At 59.9% G+C, this 24,256-nt stretch carries 18 protein-coding genes; 12 read left to right on the top strand and 6 right to left on the bottom strand.

The window, feature by feature from the left end; genetic code table 11:
* Positions 1-17: 17 nt before the first annotated feature.
* The 7 genes from ACOBR2_RS02615 (at position 18) to ACOBR2_RS02585 (ending at position 7,128) form a co-directional block, all read left to right on the top strand.
* A complete protein-coding gene (locus tag ACOBR2_RS02615) occupies positions 18-1,535 on the top strand; it encodes a retropepsin-like aspartic protease (protein WP_420238516.1) in 1,518 nt (505 codons plus the stop codon).
* A gap of 481 nt (positions 1,536-2,016) precedes the next feature.
* Positions 2,017-3,681, top strand: coding sequence for a cellulose synthase family protein (locus tag ACOBR2_RS02610; RefSeq protein ID WP_420238515.1), 1,665 nt, complete (start codon positions 2,017-2,019; stop codon positions 3,679-3,681).
* Positions 3,682-3,798: 117 nt separating this feature from the next.
* A complete protein-coding gene (locus ACOBR2_RS02605; RefSeq protein ID WP_420238514.1) occupies positions 3,799-4,254 on the top strand; it encodes a hypothetical protein in 456 nt (151 codons plus the stop codon).
* Between the two features lie 44 nt (positions 4,255-4,298).
* Positions 4,299-4,706, top strand: coding sequence for a nucleotidyltransferase domain-containing protein (locus ACOBR2_RS02600; RefSeq protein WP_420238513.1), 408 nt, complete (start codon positions 4,299-4,301; stop codon positions 4,704-4,706).
* On the top strand, positions 4,663-5,073 hold the full coding sequence (locus ACOBR2_RS02595; protein WP_420238512.1) for a HEPN domain-containing protein: 411 nt from the start codon (positions 4,663-4,665) through the stop codon (positions 5,071-5,073). Before ACOBR2_RS02600 ends, ACOBR2_RS02595 begins: the two co-directional genes overlap by 44 nt.
* Before the next feature lie 62 nt (positions 5,074-5,135).
* Positions 5,136-6,659, top strand: a complete 1,524-nt coding sequence (gene guaB / locus ACOBR2_RS02590; protein ID WP_420238511.1) for an IMP dehydrogenase — start codon at positions 5,136-5,138, stop codon at positions 6,657-6,659.
* A complete protein-coding gene (locus tag ACOBR2_RS02585) occupies positions 6,649-7,128 on the top strand; it encodes a VanZ family protein (RefSeq protein WP_420238510.1) in 480 nt (159 codons plus the stop codon). Before guaB ends, ACOBR2_RS02585 begins: the two co-directional genes overlap by 11 nt.
* 88 nt (positions 7,129-7,216) lie before the next feature.
* On the opposite strand, the gene ACOBR2_RS02580 is transcribed toward ACOBR2_RS02585, so the two are convergent.
* Together ACOBR2_RS02580 and ACOBR2_RS02575 are read right to left on the bottom strand one after the other, a co-directional pair.
* Positions 7,217-8,560 carry a methyl-accepting chemotaxis protein gene (locus ACOBR2_RS02580; protein ID WP_420238509.1) on the bottom strand — a complete coding sequence of 448 codons (1,344 nt, stop codon included), beginning with the start codon at positions 8,558-8,560 and terminating at the stop codon, positions 7,217-7,219.
* 3 nt (positions 8,561-8,563) lie between these two features.
* Complete coding sequence (locus ACOBR2_RS02575) at positions 8,564-8,938, bottom strand: response regulator (protein ID WP_420238508.1); 375 nt, start codon at positions 8,936-8,938, stop codon at positions 8,564-8,566.
* Between the two features lie 27 nt (positions 8,939-8,965).
* Between ACOBR2_RS02575 and ACOBR2_RS02570 the strand changes: the two genes are divergently transcribed.
* The 4 genes from ACOBR2_RS02570 (at position 8,966) to ACOBR2_RS02555 (ending at position 19,364) form a co-directional block, all read left to right on the top strand.
* Positions 8,966-9,094 carry a hypothetical protein gene (locus ACOBR2_RS02570; protein WP_420238507.1) on the top strand — a complete coding sequence of 43 codons (129 nt, stop codon included), beginning with the start codon at positions 8,966-8,968 and terminating at the stop codon, positions 9,092-9,094.
* A gap of 482 nt (positions 9,095-9,576) precedes the next feature.
* A complete protein-coding gene (locus ACOBR2_RS02565) occupies positions 9,577-11,337 on the top strand; it encodes a carbamoyltransferase (RefSeq protein ID WP_420238506.1) in 1,761 nt (586 codons plus the stop codon).
* The gene (locus ACOBR2_RS02560) at positions 11,315-13,156 is read left to right on the top strand and encodes a non-ribosomal peptide synthetase (protein ID WP_420238505.1); all 1,842 of its coding nucleotides are present in this window, start codon (positions 11,315-11,317) and stop codon (positions 13,154-13,156) included. Before ACOBR2_RS02565 ends, ACOBR2_RS02560 begins: the two co-directional genes overlap by 23 nt.
* A gap of 13 nt (positions 13,157-13,169) precedes the next feature.
* Positions 13,170-19,364, top strand: coding sequence for a type I polyketide synthase (locus ACOBR2_RS02555; protein WP_420238504.1), 6,195 nt, complete (start codon positions 13,170-13,172; stop codon positions 19,362-19,364).
* Here ACOBR2_RS02555 and ACOBR2_RS02550 read toward each other — a convergent pair.
* Both ACOBR2_RS02550 and mtnA read right to left on the bottom strand, forming a co-directional pair.
* Complete coding sequence (locus ACOBR2_RS02550) at positions 19,250-20,068, bottom strand: 4'-phosphopantetheinyl transferase family protein (protein WP_420238503.1); 819 nt, start codon at positions 20,066-20,068, stop codon at positions 19,250-19,252. The genes ACOBR2_RS02555 and ACOBR2_RS02550 overlap by 115 nt on opposite strands.
* Positions 20,069-20,145: 77 nt before the next feature.
* Positions 20,146-21,195 (bottom strand): S-methyl-5-thioribose-1-phosphate isomerase, encoded by a 1,050-nt coding sequence (mtnA, locus tag ACOBR2_RS02545; RefSeq protein WP_420238502.1) that lies wholly within the window; start codon positions 21,193-21,195, stop codon positions 20,146-20,148.
* A gap of 256 nt (positions 21,196-21,451) precedes the next feature.
* Between mtnA and ACOBR2_RS02540 the strand changes: the two genes are divergently transcribed.
* Positions 21,452-22,699: a sugar MFS transporter gene (locus ACOBR2_RS02540; RefSeq protein WP_420238501.1), complete on the top strand. Its 1,248-nt coding sequence runs from the start codon at positions 21,452-21,454 to the stop codon at positions 22,697-22,699.
* A 159-nt stretch (positions 22,700-22,858) separates the two neighbouring features.
* Here the strand turns inward: ACOBR2_RS02540 and ACOBR2_RS02535 are convergent, their stop codons facing one another.
* Both ACOBR2_RS02535 and ACOBR2_RS02530 read right to left on the bottom strand, forming a co-directional pair.
* Positions 22,859-23,686: a LytR/AlgR family response regulator transcription factor gene (locus ACOBR2_RS02535; RefSeq protein ID WP_420238500.1), complete on the bottom strand. Its 828-nt coding sequence runs from the start codon at positions 23,684-23,686 to the stop codon at positions 22,859-22,861.
* Between the two features lie 42 nt (positions 23,687-23,728).
* Positions 23,729-24,256, bottom strand: coding sequence for a zinc ribbon domain-containing protein (locus ACOBR2_RS02530; protein ID WP_420238499.1), 528 nt, complete (start codon positions 24,254-24,256; stop codon positions 23,729-23,731).

Here is a 24,256-nt window from a genome sequence, read left to right as displayed (position 1 = left end):
TACACAATGGGAGGGGAATGAGCGCAAAAACAGGCACGCTGGCAGGAATCGATCCATGGTGGGCTCGCCTTGAATTACGCCGCTCCCGCAGGCTGGCAGCCCTGGCTTTTTTCGTCTTTTTTGCACCAATCTTTGTGCAGGCGCAATCCACTCCCCCGAACCCGGAACTTCCCGACACGGCCACGGCTCCGCCCGCACAAAAAAGCGACCAACCTAGTATGGAAGCGCAGGTACACACCGGCACCAGCACCGGCGTGGAAGCCGACCAATTGCTGCTCGGCCTGCTGGAGGACCATCAGTTCCTTCAACTGGAGCAGGAGCTGAACAAGCTTCCAGCCGACGACCGTGCCTTCTATCAGGGACTGCTGGAAAACCACGCCAACGACAGCAAAAACTCCGCCACCCTGCTGGAAGCGCAACTGGACCGCATTGTGGCCAGCGGCGACAGCAAACGCGAAAAGCTTCTGCGCAAGGCCCTTGGCGAGGACTACCTGCGCATGGGCAACTGGAGCAAAGCCGCCGCAGCTTATGCCGCGCTGGAAGAGCGGTTGGGGAAAAAACTGACCGCCGACGAGCAGGACGACCTGGAACTACCGGTCAAGCTGCTGCCACTGGCCAAAAACAATCCGCCTATGACGATTGACGCCTGCGATCCCTTCCAGATGCAGGTGGAAAAGAATCCGCTGGGCCTGACCGACATTCCAGTTTTTGTGGACGCCCGCCCCCACGACTGGATGCTGGACCCCACCCTGCCCTTCAACATGATTGCCCGTTCCGTGGCCCGCGAGGTCGGTCTGAAGGTCAGTGAAGAGGCAGCCACCATCCACACCCTGACCGGCAAGCCCATCCAGGTACACATGGCCATCATTCCACGCTTCACCATCGAGGGCCAGCTCACCCTCCACAACATGACAGCCTTCGTCTTCGAGGATGCGGATTACCGCTTTGCCGACTCCGATTACCAGGTGGAAGGTGTACTGGGCTTGCCCGCGCTCATGGCCATGGGTAGCGTTACCTTCACTGGCAACAGCACCATCTTCGTCCATCCGGCCCAGCAGATCGCGGTCAAAGAGCCCAAGGATCAGGTCAAGGACGGCGCACACTTCTTCCTCGATGGCGATCAGGTTGTGGTGGCCCTAGGCAAGGCCCGTGATGGGTCCGAAGGCAAACCCACCCCAGCCATTGCCCCGGGCGACGAGCGCATGTACATTCTTGACGCCGGCAGCCAGCAGACCTACCTGACCTCCCGCTACTTCAATGAACACACCAACGACTTTGACGGCCAGAAGATGGCCCTGTTTGAGGTTCCAGGGAGCGAAGACGTTCCGCCCCAACCGGCCTTCACGGCCGAAACCATCCTGCTGCAGGTAGGTCCCAAGATCGTTCCAATCCATTACATTCAGGTACTTACGCAGCCGCTCGGCAATCAGGCCCTGGATGATGTTTACGGTGTGCTGGGCATTGACGCCCTCGACCAGTTCGGCAGCTACACCTTCGACTACCGCACCATGCAGTTCAGCGCCCAGCCGCAGTGAAACAGCTCTCAGCTCATTGTGCGGAACGGAGCGGCATCTGTCTTCTGCAGAACGGCGCAAAAACCAACCCAAAATCCTGGCAGGTGCCACGCGAAGCCATTGGCCCCACCGCAGGTGGTTGGCCTCACCGCAGGTGGTTGGTGGTGAAAAAAACGGCCGTCATCCCTGGGGAGATGACGGCCACGGCTACGGCGGGAGAGCCGTTCCAAACTTTTGCTCTCGATCCTACCTCCGCGCGGCTCACAATGTAACCTGCCAGCCGCCGCGGATCGTAAGACGACCCGCCAGTTTGAACCCGTGTTTCGTAATGGAGTTGCGCTCCCAGAAAAACTTTGCGGAAATTTCTGCGGAACACATCCCCTGCCAAGGCACAAACTGGAACGGCTTTCCTGAGGCTTCTCTTTCATTTCGCGTACAATTCCACTAGCTTTACCGTGGAGGCCTGAGTTTGTACGCCGCGTTTTCTGCTTGTTTCAATTCCGTGATTCTTCCGCTGCAGTCGCTGGACCGGCAGCTGGCAACCTGGCTGGCCTTTGCTCCCTCCACGGGCCTGCGCCACTACGTCAAGTCGATGCAGGAGACCGACCGCACCTTTACCGGCCTCTACCACTGGAACTGGTTCGATCTGACCCTGCTGATCCCGTACTTCTTTGTCATGGTGGTGCTGTCGATCTACGGCATTCACCGCTACTCGATGTGCTACCAGTACTTCAAGTACCGCAAGAACTACGACCCCAATCCCCACGGCCACTTCGACGAGCTGCCCACCGTGCTGATCCAGCTGCCCATGTTCAATGAGCAGTACGTGGTGGAGCGCCTGATCAACGCCGTCTGCGCCATGGAGTATCCCAAGGACAAGCTTGAAATCCAGGTGCTGGACGACTCCACCGACGAGAGCCAGAACGTAGCCCGCGAAATCACCGAGCGCTACGCAGCCCAGGGCAATCCGATCAAGTACCTCCACCGCACCAACCGCCATGGCTTCAAGGCCGGTGCGCTCGACGAGGGTCTGAAGGCCTCAACCGCCGAATTCGTGGCCATCTTTGACGCCGACTTTGTGCCGCCGGTGGACTGGATCATGAAGGTGATCCACCACTTTGCCGAGCCCGACGTGGGTCTGGTGCAAACCCGCTGGGGCCACCTGAATCGCGATTACAGCCTGCTGACCAAGGTCGAAGCCATCCTGCTGGACGCTCACTTCGTCATTGAGCACGGCTCGCGCGTGCGCACCGGTGAGTTCTTCAACTTCAACGGCACGGCCGGCATGTGGCGCAAAAAGGCCATTGAGGACGGCGGCGGCTGGCAGCATGACACGCTCACCGAAGACACCGACCTGAGCTACCGCTCGCAGATGGCCGGCTGGCGCTTCAAATATCTGCCCGAGGTGGAGTGCCCCAGCGAACTGCCCATTGAAATGACCGCCTTCAAAACCCAGCAGGCCCGCTGGGCCAAGGGTCTGATTCAGGTTTCGATCAAGCTGCTGCCCCAGATCTTCAGTTCGGAAATGACCCGCAAGCGCAAGATCGAGTCGGTCTACCACCTGACGGCCAACATCGCCTACCCGCTGATGGTCATCATGACCGCCCTGCTGGTGCCGTCGATGATCTGCCGCTTCTATCAGGGCTGGTTTCAGATGCTGCTGATCGACGTACCGCTGTTTGGCGCTTCCACGGCATCGATTGGCGTATTTTATGCGCTCTCGCAGCGCGAACTCTTCCCCAAAACTTGGAAGAAGAGCCTGATCTACCTGCCCATGCTGATGGCCATTGGCATCGGCCTAACGGTAACCAACTCCAAAGCCGTCATGGAGGCCATCTTCGGCGTGCAGAGCTCGTTTGTGCGCACCCCCAAGTTCGCCGTGGCCAAGAAGGGCGAAAAGAGCAAGGCCAACAAGTACCGCAAACGCCTGAAGCTGGCCCCCTACATCGAGATTCTGCTGGGTGCATGGTTCATGGCGGCCATCATTTACACCTTCATGAACCACAACTACTTCACCGCGCCGTTTTTGATCCTGTTCGTGGTGGGCTTCTGGTACACCGGCTTCATGAGCATCTTCCAGGGCCGCTTTGACCGCTTCAAGTTTAGCCGCAAGAGCCAGGACGACGACGACGAAGCCAGCGCCAAGCCCTTCCCGGTAGGCGTGTAGAAAACATAAAATTAGACGCGGGCAAATCGCAGGATTTGCCCGCGTTTTTCTTTGCCCGCAGTTCAATCGTTCCCGGAGCCAATGGCCATGCATGAAAACAATATTTTCCCTTTGCTTATGCTGATCCTCTTTCCTGCCTTTTTCGTAGGTGTATGGTGCCTGAGCATCTTTGCCGTCAGCTATTTTTCGGGCTGGCACGGACTCTCCCGGCGCTTCCGCCAGACGAACGAGCCCAAGGGGGAAACGCGTATCGGCCGGGGGGTATTTTTGACCATTTATATGCGTTATTGGTGCCATTACAGCGGCGTTGTATGCCTGACTACAGCCCCCGACGCCCTGCATCTTTCCATTCAGTTTCTATTCCGCATGGGCCATCCCGCCCTGTGCATTCCCTGGAACGAGATCCGCATGAGCAAAGCCAAGTACTGGTTCCGCGAATATGTGCAACTGACCCTGGGCAGTGAGGAACAGGTGCCGTTGCGCATGCCGGAAGGTCTTGCACGCCGCCTTGATCTGCTCGATGAAGCGGGAAATCTTGTTCTTCCGAACAATGCGCCCCGCTTGTCCAAATAGCTCTTTCCCTTTCCAGAAAAAGCCGGAACCGGGCTACACTATCCGTGAGGCTGACGATGCTGACCGCAGAACAGGTTCGCTCCACACTTGAGACCTTGAGCCCGACCGAGGAAAAGGTTGATCTGGCCGTACGCACAGCCATTGAGATCGCCCGGCCTTCGCGCGTCATCCTCTTCGGATCCTGGCCCCGTGGCGAGGCCCGATGGGATAGCGATCTGGACCTGGCCGTACTGGTTGAAGATGAGTATGAGGCAGAGATCCCTTTGCGGCGCAGGCAGTTACGCCGAAAGCTCGACGAGATTCCCATGAGCATCGACCTGGTTTTCACCACAGAATCCTGCGCAAAGAGTTTTCTGGACTCCATCAATTCGATCTACTTCAAGATTTTGCGTGAAGGAAAGACCGTATATGAGCGAGACGTATCTAACCAAAGCGCAAATTCTGCTGCTTAAAGCCGCAGAAGACGAGCAAACCGTCTGCGCGCCTGGAATTGCCGATGCAATTCGCGGATTCCATGCCCAACAAGCTATTGAAAAACTCCTCAAGGCTCTGCTGTCTCAACTTGAAATCACCTATGAGCGCACGCACCAGTTGGAGCGTCTTGTGCGGCTTTTGCAAGCCGCTGGCGAAAACCTGCCACACACCACCCTTCCACTTGGCGATCTGAATGACTTTGCGGTTTTTTACCGCTATGACCTGCCTTTTCAATATGCGGTTCCAAAGACTGAAGACGTTTTGTCCACCGTCCGGCAGATCAGGGAATTTGTACACGCGCGAATTCATTCACTTTCCAAATCCAGCGGTTCCGCACCGGTATAATAAATGGAAGCGCCTGCCGGGCCGGGAACCCATTCCCGCCGCCGCCAGGCGCATCCACGCATATGCTGATCAAAAATTTACCCGAAGCCCTCACCTTTGACGATGTGCTGCTGGTCCCCGCCTACAGCGATGTGGTCCCGGTGCAGGTGAGCACCGCGACCCGGCTCACCCGCCAGATCATGCTGAACACGCCGCTGCTCAGCTCAGCCATGGACACAGTGACCGAGTCGCGTATGGCCATTGCCATGGCGCAAGCGGGCGGCATCGGCATCGTCCACCGCAATCTCACCATTGCCGATCAAGCCGGCGAGATCGACAAGGTCAAGCGCTCTGAGAGCGGCATGATCGTCGATCCGGTCACCATCGGCCCCGACCAACTGATCGCCGACGCTCTTGACGTCATGCGCCGCTACAAGATTTCCGGCGTGCCGGTCACCCACGGCAAAAAGCTGGTCGGCATTCTGACCAACCGCGACCTGCGCTTTGAAACCCGTACCGACATTCCTGTCGGCGACGTGATGACCAAGGAAAACCTGATCACGGTTCCAGTGGGCACCACGCTCGAAGAAGCCGAGCTGATCCTGCACAAGCACCGTGTAGAGAAGCTGCTGGTGGTCAACGACCAGTACGAGCTCAAGGGTCTGATCACGGTCAAGGATATCCAGAAGAAGCTTAAGTACCCCAACGCCTGCAAGGACGACCAAGGCCGTCTGCGCGTAGGCGGCGCCATTGGTGCCACCGGCGACTATCTGGAGCGCGCTGCCGAGCTGGTGAAGGCTCGGGCCGACGTGTTGGCCATCGATTCTGCTCACGGCCACAGCTCGCGTGTACTCGATGCCGTTCGCCAGATCAAGAAGGCCTTCCCGAACGTTGGCCTGCTGGCCGGCAATGTGGCCACCTACGAAGGCGCCAAGGCACTCATCGAGGCAGGCGCGGACGCCATCAAGGTTGGCATCGGACCCGGCTCCATCTGCACCACCCGTATGGTTACCGGCGCAGGCATGCCGCAGATCACCGCCATTGCCGAAGCCGCGCGGGCTGGCCGCGAGCACGATATTCCGGTCATTGCCGATGGTGGAATCAAGTATTCCGGCGAACTCACCAAGGCCATTGCTGCCGGAGCGGACTGCATCATGATTGGTTCACTTTTTGCCGGCGTGGACGAGAGCCCGGGCGAGACGATTCTTTACCAGGGTCGTACGTTCAAAACCTATCGTGGCATGGGTTCGCTCAGCGCCATGAGCCAGGGTTCAGGCGAGCGCTACTTCCAGTCCAACACCGATCTGGCTGCGGCCAAGAACGGCACCGAAGGCGTAGTGCAGCGTGAACAGTCGGGCGGCAATCGCCTGGCCAAGTTCGTGCCCGAGGGCATTGAGGGCCGCGTACCCTATCGCGGACCGCTCGAAGCCATGGTCTACCAGCTGGTAGGCGGACTGCGCTCCGGTATGGGTTACGTGGGCTGCAACACCATCAAGGAACTGCAGGAAAAAGCCCAGTTCGTGCGCATCTCCGGCGCTGGCCTGCGCGAGAGCCACGTCCATGACGTGATCATCACCCGCGAGGCGCCGAATTATCATGTCGAATAGCCGGCGCTCGGCGGCTTTCTGGATCCAAGCGTGGTGGCCGGTTGCACTGGCCACCACCGTGATCTTTATGGAATCGACGGTGACCATGGGCGCAGATCACACTGCAGGCCCCATACGCCGACTGCTCGAATATTTCTTCGGTCCCTTTTCTGAGCTGACCTTTCAAAATATCCACTTCCTGATCCGCAAATCCGGGCACTTTATCGGCTACGGATTGGTGGGTCTAAGCTGGCTGCATGCCGCCTGGCGCTTGCGTCCGCACTGGAACTACCTGCGTTGCGAGCTTGTCGGGCTGGCCGGAGCCTTCCTGACGGCCTGCTGCGACGAGCTGCACCAGAGCTTTCTGCCCAACCGCGAGGGCTGCTTTCGCGACGTACTGATCGACACCGTAGGCGCATTTGTGCTGGCCACACTGGCCTGGTGTGTTCTGCGCATCTTTTATAAATTCGCCCTGCGAAACCCGCGCTAGAGCAAAATCAGGGTTGAACCACGACAAGAAAAACGCCCGGAGCCACTGGCTGCCGGGCGTTTTTCCTTGTGCTTGCCTGCTTGAAACTTCAGAACAACTCAATGTCGGGCCGCCCACTGGAGGCAGCCTCTCCACCCGTAGCGGCACGATGCGTAAGCGCCTCGCTCTCCATTTTGTAGCGTTGCAGATGAGAGTCCAGAATGCTCTTGAAGGTGGACTCAAGCGCTCCGTCCCACTTCGGATCGTAGGGCTTGTCGGCCAGATCGGTCAGGTGCACACGCATTTCGTCGAGTGAGCTCTGTACGTGCTCCATGCGCTGCCGCATCACGTCCTGGAACTGGATGTGTCCGAGCGCCTGGCTGAGCCGCTTGATGCTTTCAGCATGGCTGGCATCGAGTTCGTGGATCGTTTCGAGCAACATCTGGCTGTTGTGGCCAAACTCGGACTGCATCTGGGAAAGCCCTTCGACCAGCCGCCCCATCTGATTGTGCGATTTGCTCTGCTCCAGCGCCGATTCAGCGTCGAGCATCTCCCGTTCAACCCGGCCAGTAGTCTCGGTAATCTTGGTGGCAATATCGCCGGCTGCCCGGGTCGTTGCCACAGAAAGCTTGCGTACCTCACCGGCCACCACGGAAAAACCACGCCCCGCCTCACCGGCCCGCGCCGCTTCAATCTCAGCATTGAGCGCCAACAGGCTGGTCTGTTGCGCAATCGTGGTAATCACCTGAATCAGCGGCTTGAGCGCGCTAACCTCTTTCGACATATTTTCAATGCGGTGGAAGCTTTTGCCGATTTCCTCGCCCTGCTCGGCCATTTGCGCCTCAATGGAGGCAATCACCTCTTGATTGAGATTTAACCGCTGCTCGGTATCTTCAGTCAGATTCCGTCCGCTCTCAATCGAATCAGCAATGCGCTGCCGCTGCTCCACGGCCTTTTCATTGAGAGTGCCAATCTCGCGAATGGCTTCCACCACTTTGATTTCGCTCTCACTCAGTGAATCGCCAATCTGCTTGTGCATCACACTGATGTAGGGGTCGGAGTCACGAAACTCTTCACTGATGGCCCGCCGCCGCTTGAAGATGCGTCCCATCTCGCTCTTGAGCAGTTCGCAAAGCTCCTTCTGCGCATCGCAGCCACTGCGTACGCCCACCAGATGCGCCCCCGTCATTGCCACGGCGGGAATCACCACCAGGAAAAGAAACCATGAGAGTATCCGGCTGCCATTCGCTTCGAGTGCCGCCCCCTGTTCCGCGCTTAGCAGATGCCAAAACAGGCCTGCACAAAACAGCGAAATCAGGAGCGACGCCACCAGACGAACACGCGCCCAGCGAATACGCCCGCCAAACTTTTTTTCCAGAGCAAAAATCGAATCCATCTCTGGATCAATCGGTTCATGAATCTGACTGCGCAGAATGCTGGCTTCACTTTCCATGGGTCAAGCTCCCGGCAACACTTTTTTGATCACACGTAGCAGGTCGTCGCCCGAACACGGCTTGACGATCCAGCCCGTTGCTCCCAGACGCTTGCCTTCATCGCGCTTGGCCGAGTCGCCTTCGGTCGTCAACGTCAGAATCGGAACGTATTTGAATCCGCTCAACGCTCTGACTTTGCCAATCAGTTCCATCCCTCCCATCACCGGCATATTGATGTCGGTAATGATCAGGTTGGGCTTTGCGCCGGCTTCCAGTTTGTCCAGCGCTTCCTTGCCGTGGCTCGCTGTCACCACCTGATAGCCGTTCATCGTTAGCGATGTCTTCAGGCTCATCACCATCGTTGCCGAGTCGTCGACGATCAGAACGGTTTGCGCCATGCATCTACCTCGTTTACGGGGAACCAGATGATCCCCGGCTCTGCCTCTGCCGCCGCGCCCTGCCTCTGCCTGAACCGCATCCTGCTGGCACAGGGCTTCACCGGAGAGTGCACCAACAACTTGCTTCCTTCATCGTCCGCCACGCCCAGGATGTGAGCCGTTCCGAGAGTACAAAAGGCCATAGACGGGACATTCTTTCGGTAACCGGAAAGGAGGCTTCCAAGGACCCCAAAACGGGCTACTAGCCTCAAGATAAACCCTATTCCGGACTGCTTCGGGCTCCCCCGACCGACCGTATCCCACGCCATACGCCATGCTTCCTCGCAGAAAAAAGAGCACTTTTATCCAATTTCCGGGCTCAACCACGATTTTTCACCAACGTATTCCACGAAGCGTGCATCCAAGAAGTAAACGGTACAGAATGCTTGGATTTCGCAATTTCTTCGCGGGAGATTTCCCCTGGGAAAAAATCCTTCCCTGCAATGCTGATCTTCCGCTGCACACGACATCACCTCTGGGTAAGGTAAAAAATGTGCATCCAGCCGACCTCCCCGTCCGGCAGGATTCACATTTTGCCCCAAAACCATCCACGGAAGCTCCGGCTTGCCGATATATCCCTTTACCAGAAAGAAAGCGCCATGAAGATTATCGGAATCAGTGGGCTGGAAAACGCCGTTCCCTTTAAACGCGCCCATTTCCCCGGCCTTGAAGAACGCGAGTACCGCATTGCCCAGGGCATGGACGCCGCCGCCGCCCTCGTCATGGATGGCCGCCTGATTGTAGCCGCCGAACAGGAACGCTTCAGCCGCCAGAAGGCCACTGGCAGCTTCCCCATCGACGCCATCCGCTTTTGTCTGGCCGAGGCCGGACTCACCTTGAACGATATTGACGAGATCGCTCACGGCTTTGACTACGCCCCCCTGCGCCCGCTCTATCAGCAGGACACGGTCTCGGCCGAGCTCTACCGCACGGTCTTTTCCCGCGAGGCGCTGCTTGCGCAGGTGGAACGCGATCTGCCCGGATTCCCGGCAGAGAAGGTGCACAGCATCTGCCATCATCTGGCCCATGCCGCCAGCGCCGCCTATACCTCCGGCTGGGAGGAGTGTCTGGTCGTCGTCAACGACGCCATGGGCGAAACCGACAGCCTGAGCGTCTACGACTTTCACGACGGAGAGTTCGAAAAGCTCTGCTCCATCGGCGCCAATGACTCCATCGGCATTCTCTACTCGCTGGTGACGCTGCACCTCGGCTTCGACTTCAACAGCGACGAATACAAGATCATGGGTCTGGCGCCCTACGGCGATCCCTCCCGCTTTCGCGTCTTCTTTGAGCAGGCCGTGGAACTGTGCGACGACGGCAGCTTCCGCATTCCCATGCTCAAGCTCAACCACAGCCGCGAAGAGCGCGAAAGCTATCTGGCTACACGCGCCTACCTTGACCAGCACCTGTTGCCCCGCCGCCTGCCCGACCAGCCCGCCGAGAGCGTGCATCAGGACGTGGCCGCCGCCCTGCAGGAGTGCCTGGAACGCGTGGTTCTGCACGTCTGCCGTCACTTTGGCGAGCTCACGGGCCTGCGTCATCTGGCCCTGGCCGGCGGCGTCGCCCTCAACTGCACCGCCAATGGCAAGCTGATGCGCTCCGGGCTCTTCGACGATATTTATGTGCAGCCGGTGGCGGGCGACGACGGCGTGGCGCTGGGTGCGGCGCTCTATCGTTCCGCGCTGGCCGGCTCCGTCGACAATCGCCGCCTGCCCGCGCCGCTCTTTGGCCCGCGCTATAGCGACCAGCAGATTGAAGCCGCACTGGCCCCGTTCGAAGGCCGCATCACCTGGCAGAAGTTTGCTTCGCTTGAAGAAACCTGCGCCGAGGCCGCCCGCCGGATTGCCGCAGGCCACGTTCTGGCCTGGGCGCGCGGCCGCATGGAATATGGCCCGCGCGCGCTCGGCAATCGCAGCATCATCGCCGACCCCGGCCACCCCGAGATGCGCGACCGCATCAACACCATGGTGAAAAAGCGCGAAGCCTTCCGTCCCTTTGCTCCGGCCTGCGCCGCCGAAGAGGCCACGCGCTGGTTCGAGGTGGAGCCTGAGGCACAGTACCCCTATATGATTAGCATCGTCAACGTGCGGCCCGAAGCCCGCCCCCTGCTGCCCGCCATTACCCATGTGAATGGCTCGGCCCGGCTGCAGACTGTAGCCCCTGACGGCAATCCCGACTTCCATGCCCTGCTGGTTGCTGTGGGCAAAACCACCGGCCGCAGCATGGTGCTCAACACCAGCTTCAACGTCAAAGGGCAGCCCATTGTGAACACGCCCACAGAGGCTATTGAGACGTTTCTCAACACTGAAATCGATTCCCTGTTCGTGGAGAATTATCATGTCGTCCGCCGCTCCCGCTGAAGCGCCCTTGAACCAGCCCGCCGACGGAAAAACGATCGCTGCGCTCTTCACGCAGCAGGCCGCACGTACGCCGGATCGCGTCGCCCTCATCGCCTGCGACCGGCAGCTGACCTACGCAGCGCTGGACGCGGAATCTAATCGTATTGCCCACCAGTTGCTGGCGCTCGGCGTCACGCCCGACACGCTCGTCGGTGTGGCCATGGAGCGCACGGCCGCGCTTCTGGTCGCCCTGATCGGCACTCTAAAGGCCGGTGCGGCCTACGTGCCGCTCGACCCGGGCTACCCACAGGAGCGGCTGGCATTCGTTTTGCAGGATGCGGAACTGCGTGTGCTACTCACCAGCCACGCAACCCGGCAGAGGCTTCAACTGAGCACATCCGGCCTCACCCTGATCGACGTTGAGGATCCGGCCCTGGCCACGCAGAACGCACTGCCTGCCGTCTCTGCCGCAACAGAAGAAAATCTGGCCTACGTTCTCTACACCTCCGGCTCCACCGGCAAGCCCAAGGGTGTGATGATCGAACAGCGCAACGTGACCAGCTTCTTTGCCGCCATGGATGAGGCCCTCGGCTGCGAGCCCGGCGTATGGCTGTCCGTCACCAGCGTCTCTTTTGATATTTCCGTGCTGGAACTCTTTTGGACGCTCACGCGTGGATTCACCGTGGTGCTGCACGGCGACGAAGGCTCACATACCCTGGCCGACGAAATTGAACGCCACCAGGTGACGCATCTGCAGATGACGCCCTCGCTGGCCCGCATGCTCACGCTCGATGCCCGCGCCATGCAAATGCTCGGCAATCTCAAAAAAATTCTGCTCGGTGGAGAAGCTCTGTCTGCCGCGCTCGTACGCCAACTGCGCACGGTCTTTGCTGGCGATCTGTACAACATGTACGGCCCTACCGAAACCACCATCTGGTCAACGTACGACCGCATTGCCACGGGCGACGAAGCCATTACCCTTGGCCACGCCATCCTGGGCACGCAGGTCTGTCTGCTGGATGCAAACCATGCGCAGGTAGCCGCGGGCGAGGCTGGCGAACTCTGCATCAGCGGGCCCGGCGTAGCGCGTGGCTACTGGAAGCGGCCCGAGCTGACCGCCGAGCGCTTTGCCGCACTGCCCGCGCTGGCCAGTGGCCGCATCTATCGCACCGGCGATCTGGCCCGCATGCTGCCCGATGGCCGCATGGAGTTCCTTGGCCGCACGGACGATCAGGTCAAGCTGCGTGGCCATCGCATCGAGTTGGGCGAGATTGAAGCACTGCTGGAACGCGAGCCCGGCGTACGGCAGGCGGTGGTGGTGCTGCGCGAAGACCGTCCCGGCGATCAGCGTCTGGTGGCCTACGTGGTTGCCGCAACGCACGACGCAGCCGCCCTGCGTACCCAACTGGCCGCACATCTTCCCGACTTCATGGTGCCTTCGGCCATCGTTTTCCGGAGCGAACTGCCCCTCACCAGCAACGGCAAAACGAATCGCAAAGCGCTGCGGGAACTGCCTGCGCCGGAAGCCACACTGGCCGTCCCCACACCGCAGACGCACGCTGCCAACGAGCTTGAAGCACAGATCACCTCCGTCTGGCAGGATGCGCTGGGGTTGGCGCACGTGGGCCTCGACGACAACTTCTTCGATCTTGGCGCACACTCGCTGAGCATGGCCGAAGCCCATGCGAATTTGAAGCAAAAACTCAACCGCTCTATTGAACTGGTCGATCTCTTCCAGTACACAACCGTGCGCACGCTGGCTGCACATCTTGCCGGAACGCAAACCAGCAGCTCCATCTCGGATCGCGCCGCACGCCGTCGCATGGCCCGCACTCGCTGAAAGGACAGAAAGTTTGAAGCAGAACGCCATTGCAATCGTCGGCATGAGCGGCCGCTTTCCCGGCGCACGCGATCTGGACGCCTTCTGGCGCAATCTGCGCGATGGCAGAGAAGCCATCCGCGATCTTTCCGACGAGGAGCTGCTGGCCTCGGGCGTCTCCCGCGAGGAGCTGGCCCATCCCGACTACGTGCGTCGCGCCGCCATCCTCGACGATGTGCCACTCTTCGACGCTGCCTTCTTTGGTATGAGTCCGCGCGACGCCGCCATCATGGATCCGCAGCATCGCCACTTTCTGGAGTGCTGCTGGCAGGCCTTTGAAGATGCGGGCCACGTGCCGCAGAATTTTGCAGGCTCGATCGGCGTCTTTGCCGGATCGGGCATGAACACCTACCTGATTCACAACCTGCTGGCCAATCGCAAACTGCGCGAATCCGCCGGACTCTTTCAGCTGAAACAGACCGGCAACGACAAGGATGTACTGACCACGCGCGCCAGCTATCAATTCGATCTGCGCGGCCCCAGCATCAACGTGCAGACGGCTTGCTCGACTTCTCTTGTTGCCGCGCACCTTGCCTGCCAGAGCCTGCTCAACTATGAATGCGACATGGCGCTGGCCGGCGGCGTCACTATCGAGATTCCGCACGGCCAGGGCTACATTTATCGCGAAGGCGAGATTCTTTCCCGCGATGGCCGCTGCCGCTCCTTCGATGCGAGTTCCAGCGGCACCGTCTTTGCCAGCGGCGTGGGTGTAGTGGTGCTGCGCAGACTGGAAGATGCGCTTGCCGATCACGATGCGATCCGCGCCGTCCTCGTGGGCTCCGCCATCAACAACGACGGCGCGCGCAAGGTAGGCTATCTTGCGCCCAGCGTCGAAGGTCAGGCCGAAGTAATTGCCGAAGCGCTCGGCTTTGCCGAACTCTCTGGCGACGAAATTGACTACGTGGAAGCCCACGGCACCGGCACACGTGTGGGCGATCCTATTGAAGTGCGCGCGCTCACCCAGGCCTTTCGCCAAAGCTCGCAACGCACCAACTTCTGCGCCCTCGGTTCGCTCAAATCAAGCGTAGGCCATCTGGACGCTGCCGCCGGTGTGGCCGGCCTCATCAAGACCGTGCTGGCGCTTGAGCACAAGCAGATTCCCGCCAGCCTGCACTTTGATCAGATCAATCCGCACATCGAACTTGCATCGAGTCCCTTCTTCATCAATGACCAGTTGCGCGGTTGGCCCGAGAAAAACAGGCCGCGCCGCGCCGGAGTCACCGCCCTTGGCATTGGCGGCACCAACGCGCATGTGATCGTGGAGGAAGCGCCGCAACGTTCTCTGGCGCGTTCGGCCAGACCCGCCGAGTTGCTCACCGTTTCCGCAAAGACTGCGGCTGCAGCCGACCTGGCGATGGAACGCCTGCTCACGCATCTTGCCACGCATCCTGAAGTGGACCTGGCCGATGCTGCATTCACCTGCCAAATGGGCCGTCAGACGTTCGCGCATCGCCGTGCTCTGGCAGTCGCCACCACGCCGCAGGAACGCCCGCAGTTCCGCAACCAAAAGGCAATCGCAGGAGCCGCGCAAACAAGCGCATCCGAGGTCGCATTCCTCTTCACCGGGCAGGGCGCGCAATGCGTAAACATGGGCCGCGAACTCTACGCGCATGAGCCCGTCTTCCGCGATGCGCTCAACCATTGCGCCCGTCTGCTGCGTGAGCCTCTCGGTCTGGACCTCATTCAGGTGCTCTACCCGAGCGAAGAAGAAAAAGACTCCGCCGCCGAAAAGCTGAACCAAACCTGGCTGACCCAGCCGGCGCTTTTTGCCGTGGAATATGCGCTGGCGCAGTGGTGGACGGCGCATGGAGTGCAGCCCACGGCACTCGTAGGCCACAGCGTGGGCGAATACGTTGCTGCCTGCATCGCCGGGGTCTTCTCGCTGAGCGATGCTCTCCGGCTGATTGCTGCACGCGGCCACTTGATCTACAGCCTGCCCGCTGGCTCCATGCTTGCCGTGCCATTTGCAGCAGAGGAGCTTGAGCTTCCCGCAGAGCTATCGCTGGCCGCCATCAATGCGCCGCAGATGTGCGTCGTCAGCGGTCCCGAGCAGGCCATCGCACAGTTTGCCGCAGAGCTCCGCGCGCGTTCCATCGCCTCTCGGCCCCTCACCACATCGCACGCCTTCCACTCCGCCATGATGGAGCCCGTTCTAGCCGAGTTCGAGCAACTGGTTGGCTCCGTGCCATTGCATGCGCCGCGCATTCCCTTCCAGTCCAACCTGACCGGAAGCTGGATTACGCCGCAGGAAGCCACCGATCCTGCTTACTGGGCCAAACATCTGCGCTCCACGGTGCGCTTCAGCAGTAATCTTTCCGAGCTACTGCAAACGCCCCATCGCATCCTGCTTGAATGCGGCCCGGGAAACACCCTTGCCACGCTGGCAGCCCTGCAGAACGGCACAGAGGGGCGCGTCTTTGCGGCCCTGCCGCACCCCAGACAGAACACGTCCGTGCTGGCCCATGCGCTCACCACCATGGCGCATCTATGGACGCAGGGTGTGCCCATCGACTTTGCGCCGCGTTACGCGCCCGGCTCCGTGCAGCGCGTCTCTCTGCCCACTTACCCCTTCGATCATCAGCGCTACTGGATCAATCCCGACCCGGCGGAAGCACCGCCTTTGCCTATCGCGCCAACGGATGCATCTTTCCACTGCTATCAACGCGCTTGGGAAGCTGCTCCACTCGTCGCAGCAACTGACCAGAAGAAATCAAACTGGCTGATTTTTTGCGACGCCTCTGGCATTGCTGCTCTGCTTGCAGAAAAACTCCGCCAGCAGGGCGATGCGGTTGTGCTCGTAGAGCCTGCTTCTGCCTTCGCAAAACGCAGTGAGCACGCCTACACACTGCGTGCAACCGAGCGAGCCGACTACGAAGCGCTCTTGCGCGATCTCCAGCAGAGCAATCGAACGCCGCACAAGATCGTCCATCTTGGGGCACTCGAAGATGCACCACACTCTATCGGCGAGACTCTGGCGCAGTGCTTCTACAGTCCTCTTGCGCTCTCGCAGGCCATCGTCGCCAACGATCTGTCACAGGTTGAGCTGGTCTATGTTTCCAGCCAGTTGGAACAGACCAAGGATGAGGCCGTGCTTGCCGCAGAGCGTGCCGTGCTGCACGGACCAGCCCGCGTACTGCCGCGTGAGCTTCCCGGCGTGCGTGTGCGCACTGTTGATCTGGACCGGAACGATGCGCATGAAGCTGCCGACCTGCTGCGGACCGAACTGAATGCTTCTGCCGAAGATGGCAGCTATGCGTGGCGTAACGGCCATCGTCTGCGACAGACGCTCGTCCCCTACGCGCCCCAACAGGCAAGCCCGGCCATTGGAGCTGTGTGCCTTCTCACGGGCGGACTCGGCGATCTGGCGCTGGAAGTCGCGCTGCATCTGGCCCAAACAATCCATGCGAAAATCGTTCTTACCGCACGATCCTCCGTTCCCCCGGAAGCCGAGTGGGAGAAACTAGCGCAGGACTCAGCACAGCCCGCCGTGTTGCGCTCCCGCCTGCGCAAACTGATCGAAGTCCGCGCTCAGGCCGCGGGTCTTCTCGTGCTTGAAGCCGACGTAACCCAGCCGCATGCGTTGCGCTCAGCGCTTGAAGCCACAAGAAAAGACTTTGGCAAAATCGACTTCGTTTTTCATACCGCAGGCGTGCTGGACGACGCACCGATCGCACTGAAGTCGCCCGAGTCTGCCGCGCGTGTGCTTGCCCCCAAGCTTCAAGGAACGCTGGCGCTCGAAGAAGTTCTGCGGGATTTTTCCATTCAGCGCCTTGTGCTTTTTTCTTCGATCAGCGCAGTGCTTCCGCCCGCCGGGCAGGTAGATTACGCCGCCGCCAACGCATTCCTCGACGCCTTCGCCGCCAGCCGCAACAACGTCATTTCCATCAACTGGGACGCATGGCGGAAAGTAGGAATGGCCGCACGCACGCGCTCGCCGCATCCCTGGCTAGTAGAACGCCTGCTCGACACACCGCAAGCCATCGTCTACTCGGGAAGATTTTCCGCGCAAACGCATTGGGTGCTCGATGAGCACCGCTTCCTTCATGGCGGCGCGCTGATCCCGGGCACCGGCTATCTGGAGCTGGCTTCCGCCGCACTCGCCCACACCACGCATGCTGCCGGCGTTGAGTTCCGCGACGTTCAATTCCTGCAGCCGTTTCTGTTGAGCGAAGGCGAAGTTCGCACCCTGCGCGTGCAGTTGCAGCGCATCCCCGGCGAGGCCAGCAAGGCTTCCGCCTACCGCTTTTCCATCTTTGGCCACGCTGAAGAGTGGATCGAGCATGCCGCAGGAACCATCTCTCCGCTGCTGGATGTGCATGCGCGTACTGCCTCTCTTGAGGCTATCCGCGCCCGCTGCACAGCACGTACGCTAACATTCGACGCAGCCCATCGCACCCGGCAGGAGCAGCATTTCTCCTTTGGACCGCGCTGGCGCTCCCTTCGCCGGATCGACGTTGGCAGAGGTGAAGCGCTGGCCGAAGTTGCGCTCGATGCAGAATTCTCCGCCGACGTAAACGACATTCGTCAGCATCCTTCCCTGCTCGACATGGCCACCGGCGCAGCGTTTTATCTAACGGCCAAGTACGAAAACTCCACCGACCTGTTTCTGCCCATCGGCTACAAGCGCATGCGTGTCTACCAACAATTTCCTGCGCATCTCTACAGCCACATCCGCATGCAGAGGCATGGGACGCAGCACGAAGTGGAGAGCTTCGACATTACGATCTTCGACGCCCATCAGCAGATCGTCGCCGAGATCGAAAGCTTCAGCGTGCGGCGCGTACACGATAGAGGCAACGCATTGCGCGAAGGCCATCGTGCGTCCGCCCACGCCTCCTCCAACCTGGATGAGCCTCTTGAAATTGCCGCCACAGGCATCGCTCCCGAAGACGGCGTGCGTGCGCTGGTACAACTTCTCACCCCAGCCACGCCCTCCGCAATTGCTGTCGTTGGTCAGCCGCTCAGTGCAGCCGCTCCAGCAAAATCCGCAGCGCTTCCAGCGCAGGAAGAATGCAGCGCAGACTCTGCCCCAGCAGCCAACGATGAAGAGATTGAAAGCACGCTGACGGCTTGGTGGCAGGAGTTGCTGGGCGTTGCAAGCGTCGGAGCGGACGACGACTTCTTCGTTTTGGGCGGCCATTCGCTGGTTGGCATACGGCTCTTCGCCCGCATCAAAAAACACTTTCAGATTGAGTTGGAGCTGGCTGCACTCTTTGAAGCACGCACCATTCGTCAGCAGGTCGAGCACATTCGTACTTTGCGCAATCCTGCATCCTCGGCACCGCCCAAGTGGTCGGCTCTAATTCCCATCCAGCCACAGGGCAAGCGCGTGCCGCTGTTCTGCGTACACGCCATCGGCGGAGACGTGGTCTTCTACGAGCAACTGGCGCGGGTGCTCGGCCCTGACCAGCCTTTCTATGCCTTCCAGTCCCCGCTCGTCACAGACCCAGAACGCGGCGACGTCAGCATGGAATCCATGGCTGCGCTCTACGTACGTGAGCTTCTCGCCTTCTATCCACAAGGCCCTTACCTGCTGGGTGGCGCTTCCTATGGCGGTCTTGTGCTGTACGAGATGGCGCGGCAGCTTCTGGCGCAAGGCGTTCATCCTGCGCTGGTGGCGCTCTTTGATGTTTCCGTTCCAGGCAACGAAGTGGAGCTTTCCCGGCGCGAAAAATACCAGCGTTTCCTCACCAGTCTGCGTACAGGAGGACTCTCTTATCTATGCAAGAAAATTGCCGAAAAGAGCAACTACTTCAGCGACAAGATTCTTACGCAAATTCTCTACCCCACCGGCATTGTTCTTTACCGGATGATCGGGCGCGATCTGACCGCCAAGCTGCGCTTTATCGACCTCTCCAAAAAACACTGGAGGGTCCTTGATCATTACCGCTTCGAGCCATTTCCGGGCTCCATCACGCTGGTACGCGCCATTGACCGCGGCCACGAAGCACTCGGTAAAGTCGAAGATCCTACCCTCGGATGGGGACGGCTGGCGCAGGGCGGGCTCGACGTAATCGACGTGCCCACAGGCCACATGCAGATGCTCTTTGAGCCTTACGTCCAGCAGTTTGCACAGGAACTCTCGGCGTTGCTTAAGCGCTCACTCGACCACACAACCTCGTCCGCATCCGAGGGCTCGCAGGGCCATGCGCCCGGCAAGGTGCAATAGATCTGCACGCGCCACGCCGCACGTCGCTCCACGCAAAACGCAATGCGATGTTCAGCAAAATAGAGCAGCCCGAACTGCCAGCGGCGTGATTCCCCGACCTGCACGGCCTCCAGATCCGCGTGGAATGCACCCTGCGTATCAAAGAGGAACTCCGCCTTGCGCGGAGCCATGGACAAACCCACGCCGAGTGCTTTTCCATAAGCTTCCTTCAGCGTCCAGAATGCGAGCGCCCGCTGCTGGAGCGGCTCATCCTTCAGCGCTTCCATCAGCTTCAGCTCGCGCGCCGTACAAACCTCTTCCGCCACGCGCTGAACCTGTGTGGCACGCGAAAAAGGCTCCGCATCCACGCCCACTTCCGCACCCTGCGTCGCGGCGCACACCACCAGGCTGCGCGTATTTGTCCGATTGAACTTCCACCCGCAATCTTCCACAAGCTGCGGCTTGCCATGTGCGTTGGCAGTAAAGCGCAGCGCATGCGGATCGCCGCCAACCGCCTGCGCCAACACCACACGCGTCAGCGCCAGCCCCAGCAGCGACTGCCGTTGGTCGGCCTCAAAACGAAAGCGCTGCCAGCGGGCATTTTCTTCTTCATTGAGCAGGGCCACGCAGGCCGCGTGACGCGCCGCATCCTGCAGATCGTCAGGCCGTGCGCACCAGAGTTGCAGAAGTCCTGTTTCCATCGCCGTATGTGCGTCGCTCCGCATTGCCTTCAGCATACATTTGCCCAAAGAAGAACGGCGGAATCGCTTCCGCCGTTCTTTTTTTCATCTTGGTAAAGAGTCTAGCGAACGTCCGCTTCCATAGCCTTGAGCGACTCAGGATACGGAGCCTTGAGCACGCCGCGCTCAGTGATGATGGCCGTCACGTACTTGGCCGGAGTCACGTCGAATGCGGGGTTGCGAATGCCCACGTTGTGCGGCGTCAGCTGCTTGCCGCCGTGGTGGGTCACTTCCACATACGGCCGCTCTTCAATCGGAATCAGATCGCCGGTGGCAGTGGCCATATCCACAGTGGACCAGGGTGCGGCCACGTAGAAGGGAATGCCGTGCTCCTTGGCCAGAATCGCCACGTTGTAAGTGCCTATTTTGTTGGCCACATCGCCGTTGGCGGCAATGCGATCAGAACCCACAACCACGGCCTTGATCAGGCCCTGGCGCATCAGGCTGGCGGCCATGTTGTCGCAGATCACCGTGGTGGGAATCTTGTCGGCCATCAGCTCCCACGCCGTCAGGCGCGCGCCCTGCAGAAAGGGCCGCGTTTCATCGGCGTAGACGTGAATCTTTTTGCCCTGCTCGATGGCGCCACGGATCACACCCAGCGCCGTACCGTAGCCACAGGTGGCCAGAGCACCGGCATTGCAATGCGTCAGCACGCCGCCCTCGGCCGGCAGCAATGCGCCGCCAAACTTGCCCATCGTCTTGCAGGCTGCAATGTCTTCTTCATACATTGCATGCGCCTCAACCAGAATTTTCTCTTTGATCTGGTCAAGAGTGTCGCCAGCAGCAAGCCGCTTGGCAAAGAACGCCTTCATGCGGTCGATGGCCCAGAACAGGTTTACGGCCGTGGGGCGCGTTCCGGCCAGCTTCTTGCAGATGGCGTCAAACTCCGGCGCAAACTCGGCGGGAGTTTTGGCCTGCGTATTGCGCACACCCAGCACTACGCCATAGGCGGCGGAAACACCGATGGCTGGCGCACCGCGCACCACCATGGTCACAATCACGTCAGCCACCTCATCCACAGTGGTGGCCAGCACATAGCTCTCCTCAAGAGGGAGCCGCGTCTGATCGATAAAGCGAACGCCTTCCGGAGTCCAGGTCAGGGTAGGAATCATGCTGTTCTCAGTTTATAGGACGCCACTCGGGCTGCGCAGGGCCTGCCAGATGAAAACATTTTCGCAAAAATGCTGGACGACGCTACTGCCCGATGCGTAGAGTTGTTTCGATACGCAAACTGCTCTCTGAGCACTGTTCCCCGCATTCCAACCGGGAGCCGTGGTCAGTCCAATTTGCCATCCGTCCCCGGGGACGGCTTATTCTTGTTAGCTGAATTCGATTTCTTGATCGCAATCAAGCGGAGGAAGACCTCTCATGGCTACGCGCTCGAATGTGCCCGCGATAAATCAGGGCCCGACTTATCTAGCCCCTTTCATCATCGTCACCGCCCTGTTCGGAATCTTCGGATTCCTGACCAGCCTGAATAACCAGCTGGTTGGCAAGCTCAAGGACACCTTCCATCTTGGCTACGGCGCGGCCATGCTGGCCACGGCCGCCTGGTTTCTGGCCTATCTGGTCTTTTCAGTACCGAGCGCCAAGCTGATCGAACGCGTGGGCTACAAAAAGACCATGGTGATCTCGCTGTTCATCATGGTGCTGGGCGCGCTGGCCTTCATTCCAGCCGCCTATTCGGTCAGCTTTCCGCTGACGCTCGGCGCCATCTTCCTGCTGGCCATTGGCGTTTGCGCCTTGCAGACCTCGGCCAACCCCTACGCCGCAATTCTCGGCCCGGAACACAGCGCCGCGTTGCGCGTGAATCTGGCCCAGGCCTTCAACTCAGCCGCCTCGGCGCTGGCGCCCATCATCGCCACCACCTTCATCCTCACCTCGGCAAGTTCCACCGGCACGCAGGCTGAGCAGGCGCACATGCTGATCGGCCCCTATATTGCCATCGCCCTCTCGCTGCTGGTGCTTGGTTTTGTTGTCATGGGCCTGCATCTGCCCGCAGTCACCCTGACCCGCGACTTCCGCCCTTCTGATCTGAATGTCCTCAGCCGCTCCATCTGGAGCTACTCCCACACCGTGCTCGGCATGGTTGGCATCTTCTTCTATGTAGGCGTTGAAATTTCGCTGGCGGCCATCGGTGTTCGCTTTGCCCAGGAACAGGGAATCAGCGATGTGAAGATCGCAGGTTATCTGATTACGGCCTACTACCTGCTGATCATGATCGGCCGCTTTATCGGCAGCGCCCTGATGACCAAGATCAAGCCGGAAAAACTGCTCTTCGTCCTGGGCATCTTCGGCATCGTGCTGATGGCAGCGGGCATGGTCACAACCAGCACAACGGCGGTTGCCTGCCTGGTGCTCTGCGGTCTGGCCAACTCCATCATGTACCCGACCATCTTTGCCCTTGGCATTGCCGAACTTGGCCCGCTCACCAGCAAGGGCTCGGGCGTGATCACCATCGGCAACGTGGGCGGTGCGGCCATTCCGCCGCTCTTCGGCCTGCTGGCCGATCATATGGGCATTCAGCACGCCTTCTTCCTGCCCATCCTCTGCTACCTGTTCATTACTTACTACGGCTTCAGCGGCTACAAACCCAGCCAAGCCACGGAAGCATAGCCAGAACGCACTTCCACAGGCCCTTCGGCTACCGCCGAAGGGCCTGTTTGTTTTTGCTGCGAAAATGGACGCGCCCGCACGTCATTTCCCGGAAAAAATGATGCGAAAACGCGTTCGGCGCAAAAGTTGAAAGGGAAAAGAATTGAGCGCAAAAACTATTTAGAGGTTAAACAATTCCCGCAGCCGCCGGGTCTGGGCGCGGCTGACCGGAACCTCGGTCTGCTGTTTGTCGTCCATGCGCAGCTGATAGCTGGACTTGAACCACGGCACCACTTCACGGATGTGGTTGATGTTGACTACGTAGCCGCGATGCGCCCGCCAGAAGACCACCGGATCGAGCATCTCCTGCAGTTCTTCGAGGGTGCGGCTACGCGACTGCCCCTCGAAGCTACGGGTAACGATGCGAATCACGCCCTCGTCGATCGAGGCAAAGCAGATGTCGGCCTGATCGACCAGCAACATGCGGTTCTGGGTTTGCACAATCACCTTGGCGGGCTGGCGTTCCGCCGCAGGCGGCCGATTCAGAAGCTTCAACAGCGCGTCGAGCTGTGCATTGGAAGAGGCAATCTCCGACTTTTCTCCCACCACACCAATGCGGCTCCGCGCCCGTACCACGGCCGATTGCACACGAGCCGGATCAAAGGGTTTGAGCAGGTAATCGACGGCATTCACATCAAAGGCGCGCACGGCGTACTGGTCATAGGCCGTGGCAAAAACAAATTGGGGCAGCGGCTCAGCCTCGTCCCCTGTGGCTTCCAGTTCCCGAGCCCGGGTCCGTAGCCGGTCAATCACCGCAAAGCCGTCCAGGCCCGGCATCTGCACGTCCAGAAAGACCAAGTCCGGGTGATGCTGCTCAATCAACTCAACCGCTTCAATCCCGTTCGAGCCTTGCGCCAGAATTCGCACGCCTTCCGCCTGTTCGAGCAAATACTTCAACTCTTCGCGGGCCAAAGGTTCGTCATCGATGATCAGGGCAGAAAGGTTCATTCCGGCTTCGATTGTAGGCAGCTCTCCAGATCGGGTCAAACCTTATTCACCCAGTACACGCAGCCGGGCGGGGCGGTGGTCAGAGGCCAGCTCATGACCACAGCGGGTGCAAAACTGGTCCGTGGCGCGCACAGTGCGGAAGCAATGACCACAACTTGCGGTCAATTGATAGCAGCACTGCGGGCAGTAATGGAACTCGCCCTGAATACTGCTGCCGCAGGCCGGGCAGGCGCTGATTTCGGGGGCACGCAGCAAAAAGTAAAGTACTGCCCCGATTCCGGCTGGAATCACAAAGCAGATCAGCATCCAGAAGCGGGTCGTCATGCCGCGCCGCGGCGCATCCTTGCTGATGTAACCCACCATCAGGAAGTACAGAGAGGTCATCACGCCCCATGACAGGTTGAAGTAGATGCGGAAGCCAAGCGGCGGCGGCGCGTGATGATGCTGGGTGGGCCCTACGATCCAGAAGTAATACTCCACCAGCACAAAGGCCGCACTGGCCAGCACGATGGACCAGAGCGGAATCAACCGCTCGTCGTCGTGCATCGAAATGGACTCTGGATTTGGCAT

The organism is Telmatobacter bradus, from assembly GCF_048629425.1.
Classification (GTDB): Bacteria; Acidobacteriota; Terriglobia; order Terriglobales; family Acidobacteriaceae; genus Telmatobacter; species Telmatobacter bradus.
Note: the sequence above shows the minus strand (reverse complement) of the source record. Positions and strands in the feature narration are given on the sequence as shown.

Bases quoted from the DNA above. Each gene is read 5' to 3' on its own strand.
- ACOBR2_RS02615 (WP_420238516.1), top strand. From the start codon at position 18: ATGAGCGCAAAAACAGGCACGCTGGCAGGAATCGATCCATGGTGGGCT.
- ACOBR2_RS02605 (WP_420238514.1), top strand. From the start codon at position 3,799: ATGCTGATCCTCTTTCCTGCCTTTTTCGTAGGTGTATGGTGCCTGAGC.
- ACOBR2_RS02595 (WP_420238512.1), top strand. From the start codon at position 4,663: ATGAGCGAGACGTATCTAACCAAAGCGCAAATTCTGCTGCTTAAAGCC.
- guaB (WP_420238511.1), top strand. From the start codon at position 5,136: ATGCTGATCAAAAATTTACCCGAAGCCCTCACCTTTGACGATGTGCTG.
- ACOBR2_RS02585 (WP_420238510.1), top strand. From the start codon at position 6,649: ATGTCGAATAGCCGGCGCTCGGCGGCTTTCTGGATCCAAGCGTGGTGG.
- ACOBR2_RS02580 (WP_420238509.1), bottom strand. From the start codon at position 8,560: ATGGAAAGTGAAGCCAGCATTCTGCGCAGTCAGATTCATGAACCGATT.
- ACOBR2_RS02575 (WP_420238508.1), bottom strand. From the start codon at position 8,938: ATGGCGCAAACCGTTCTGATCGTCGACGACTCGGCAACGATGGTGATG.
- ACOBR2_RS02570 (WP_420238507.1), top strand. From the start codon at position 8,966: ATGATCCCCGGCTCTGCCTCTGCCGCCGCGCCCTGCCTCTGCCTGAAC.
- ACOBR2_RS02565 (WP_420238506.1), top strand. From the start codon at position 9,577: ATGAAGATTATCGGAATCAGTGGGCTGGAAAACGCCGTTCCCTTTAAA.
- ACOBR2_RS02560 (WP_420238505.1), top strand. From the start codon at position 11,315: ATGTCGTCCGCCGCTCCCGCTGAAGCGCCCTTGAACCAGCCCGCCGAC.
- ACOBR2_RS02550 (WP_420238503.1), bottom strand. From the start codon at position 20,068: ATGCGGAGCGACGCACATACGGCGATGGAAACAGGACTTCTGCAACTC.
- mtnA (WP_420238502.1), bottom strand. From the start codon at position 21,195: ATGATTCCTACCCTGACCTGGACTCCGGAAGGCGTTCGCTTTATCGAT.
- ACOBR2_RS02540 (WP_420238501.1), top strand. From the start codon at position 21,452: ATGGCTACGCGCTCGAATGTGCCCGCGATAAATCAGGGCCCGACTTAT.
- ACOBR2_RS02535 (WP_420238500.1), bottom strand. From the start codon at position 23,686: ATGAACCTTTCTGCCCTGATCATCGATGACGAACCTTTGGCCCGCGAA.
- ACOBR2_RS02530 (WP_420238499.1), bottom strand. From the start codon at position 24,256: ATGCCAAATCCAGAGTCCATTTCGATGCACGACGACGAGCGGTTGATT.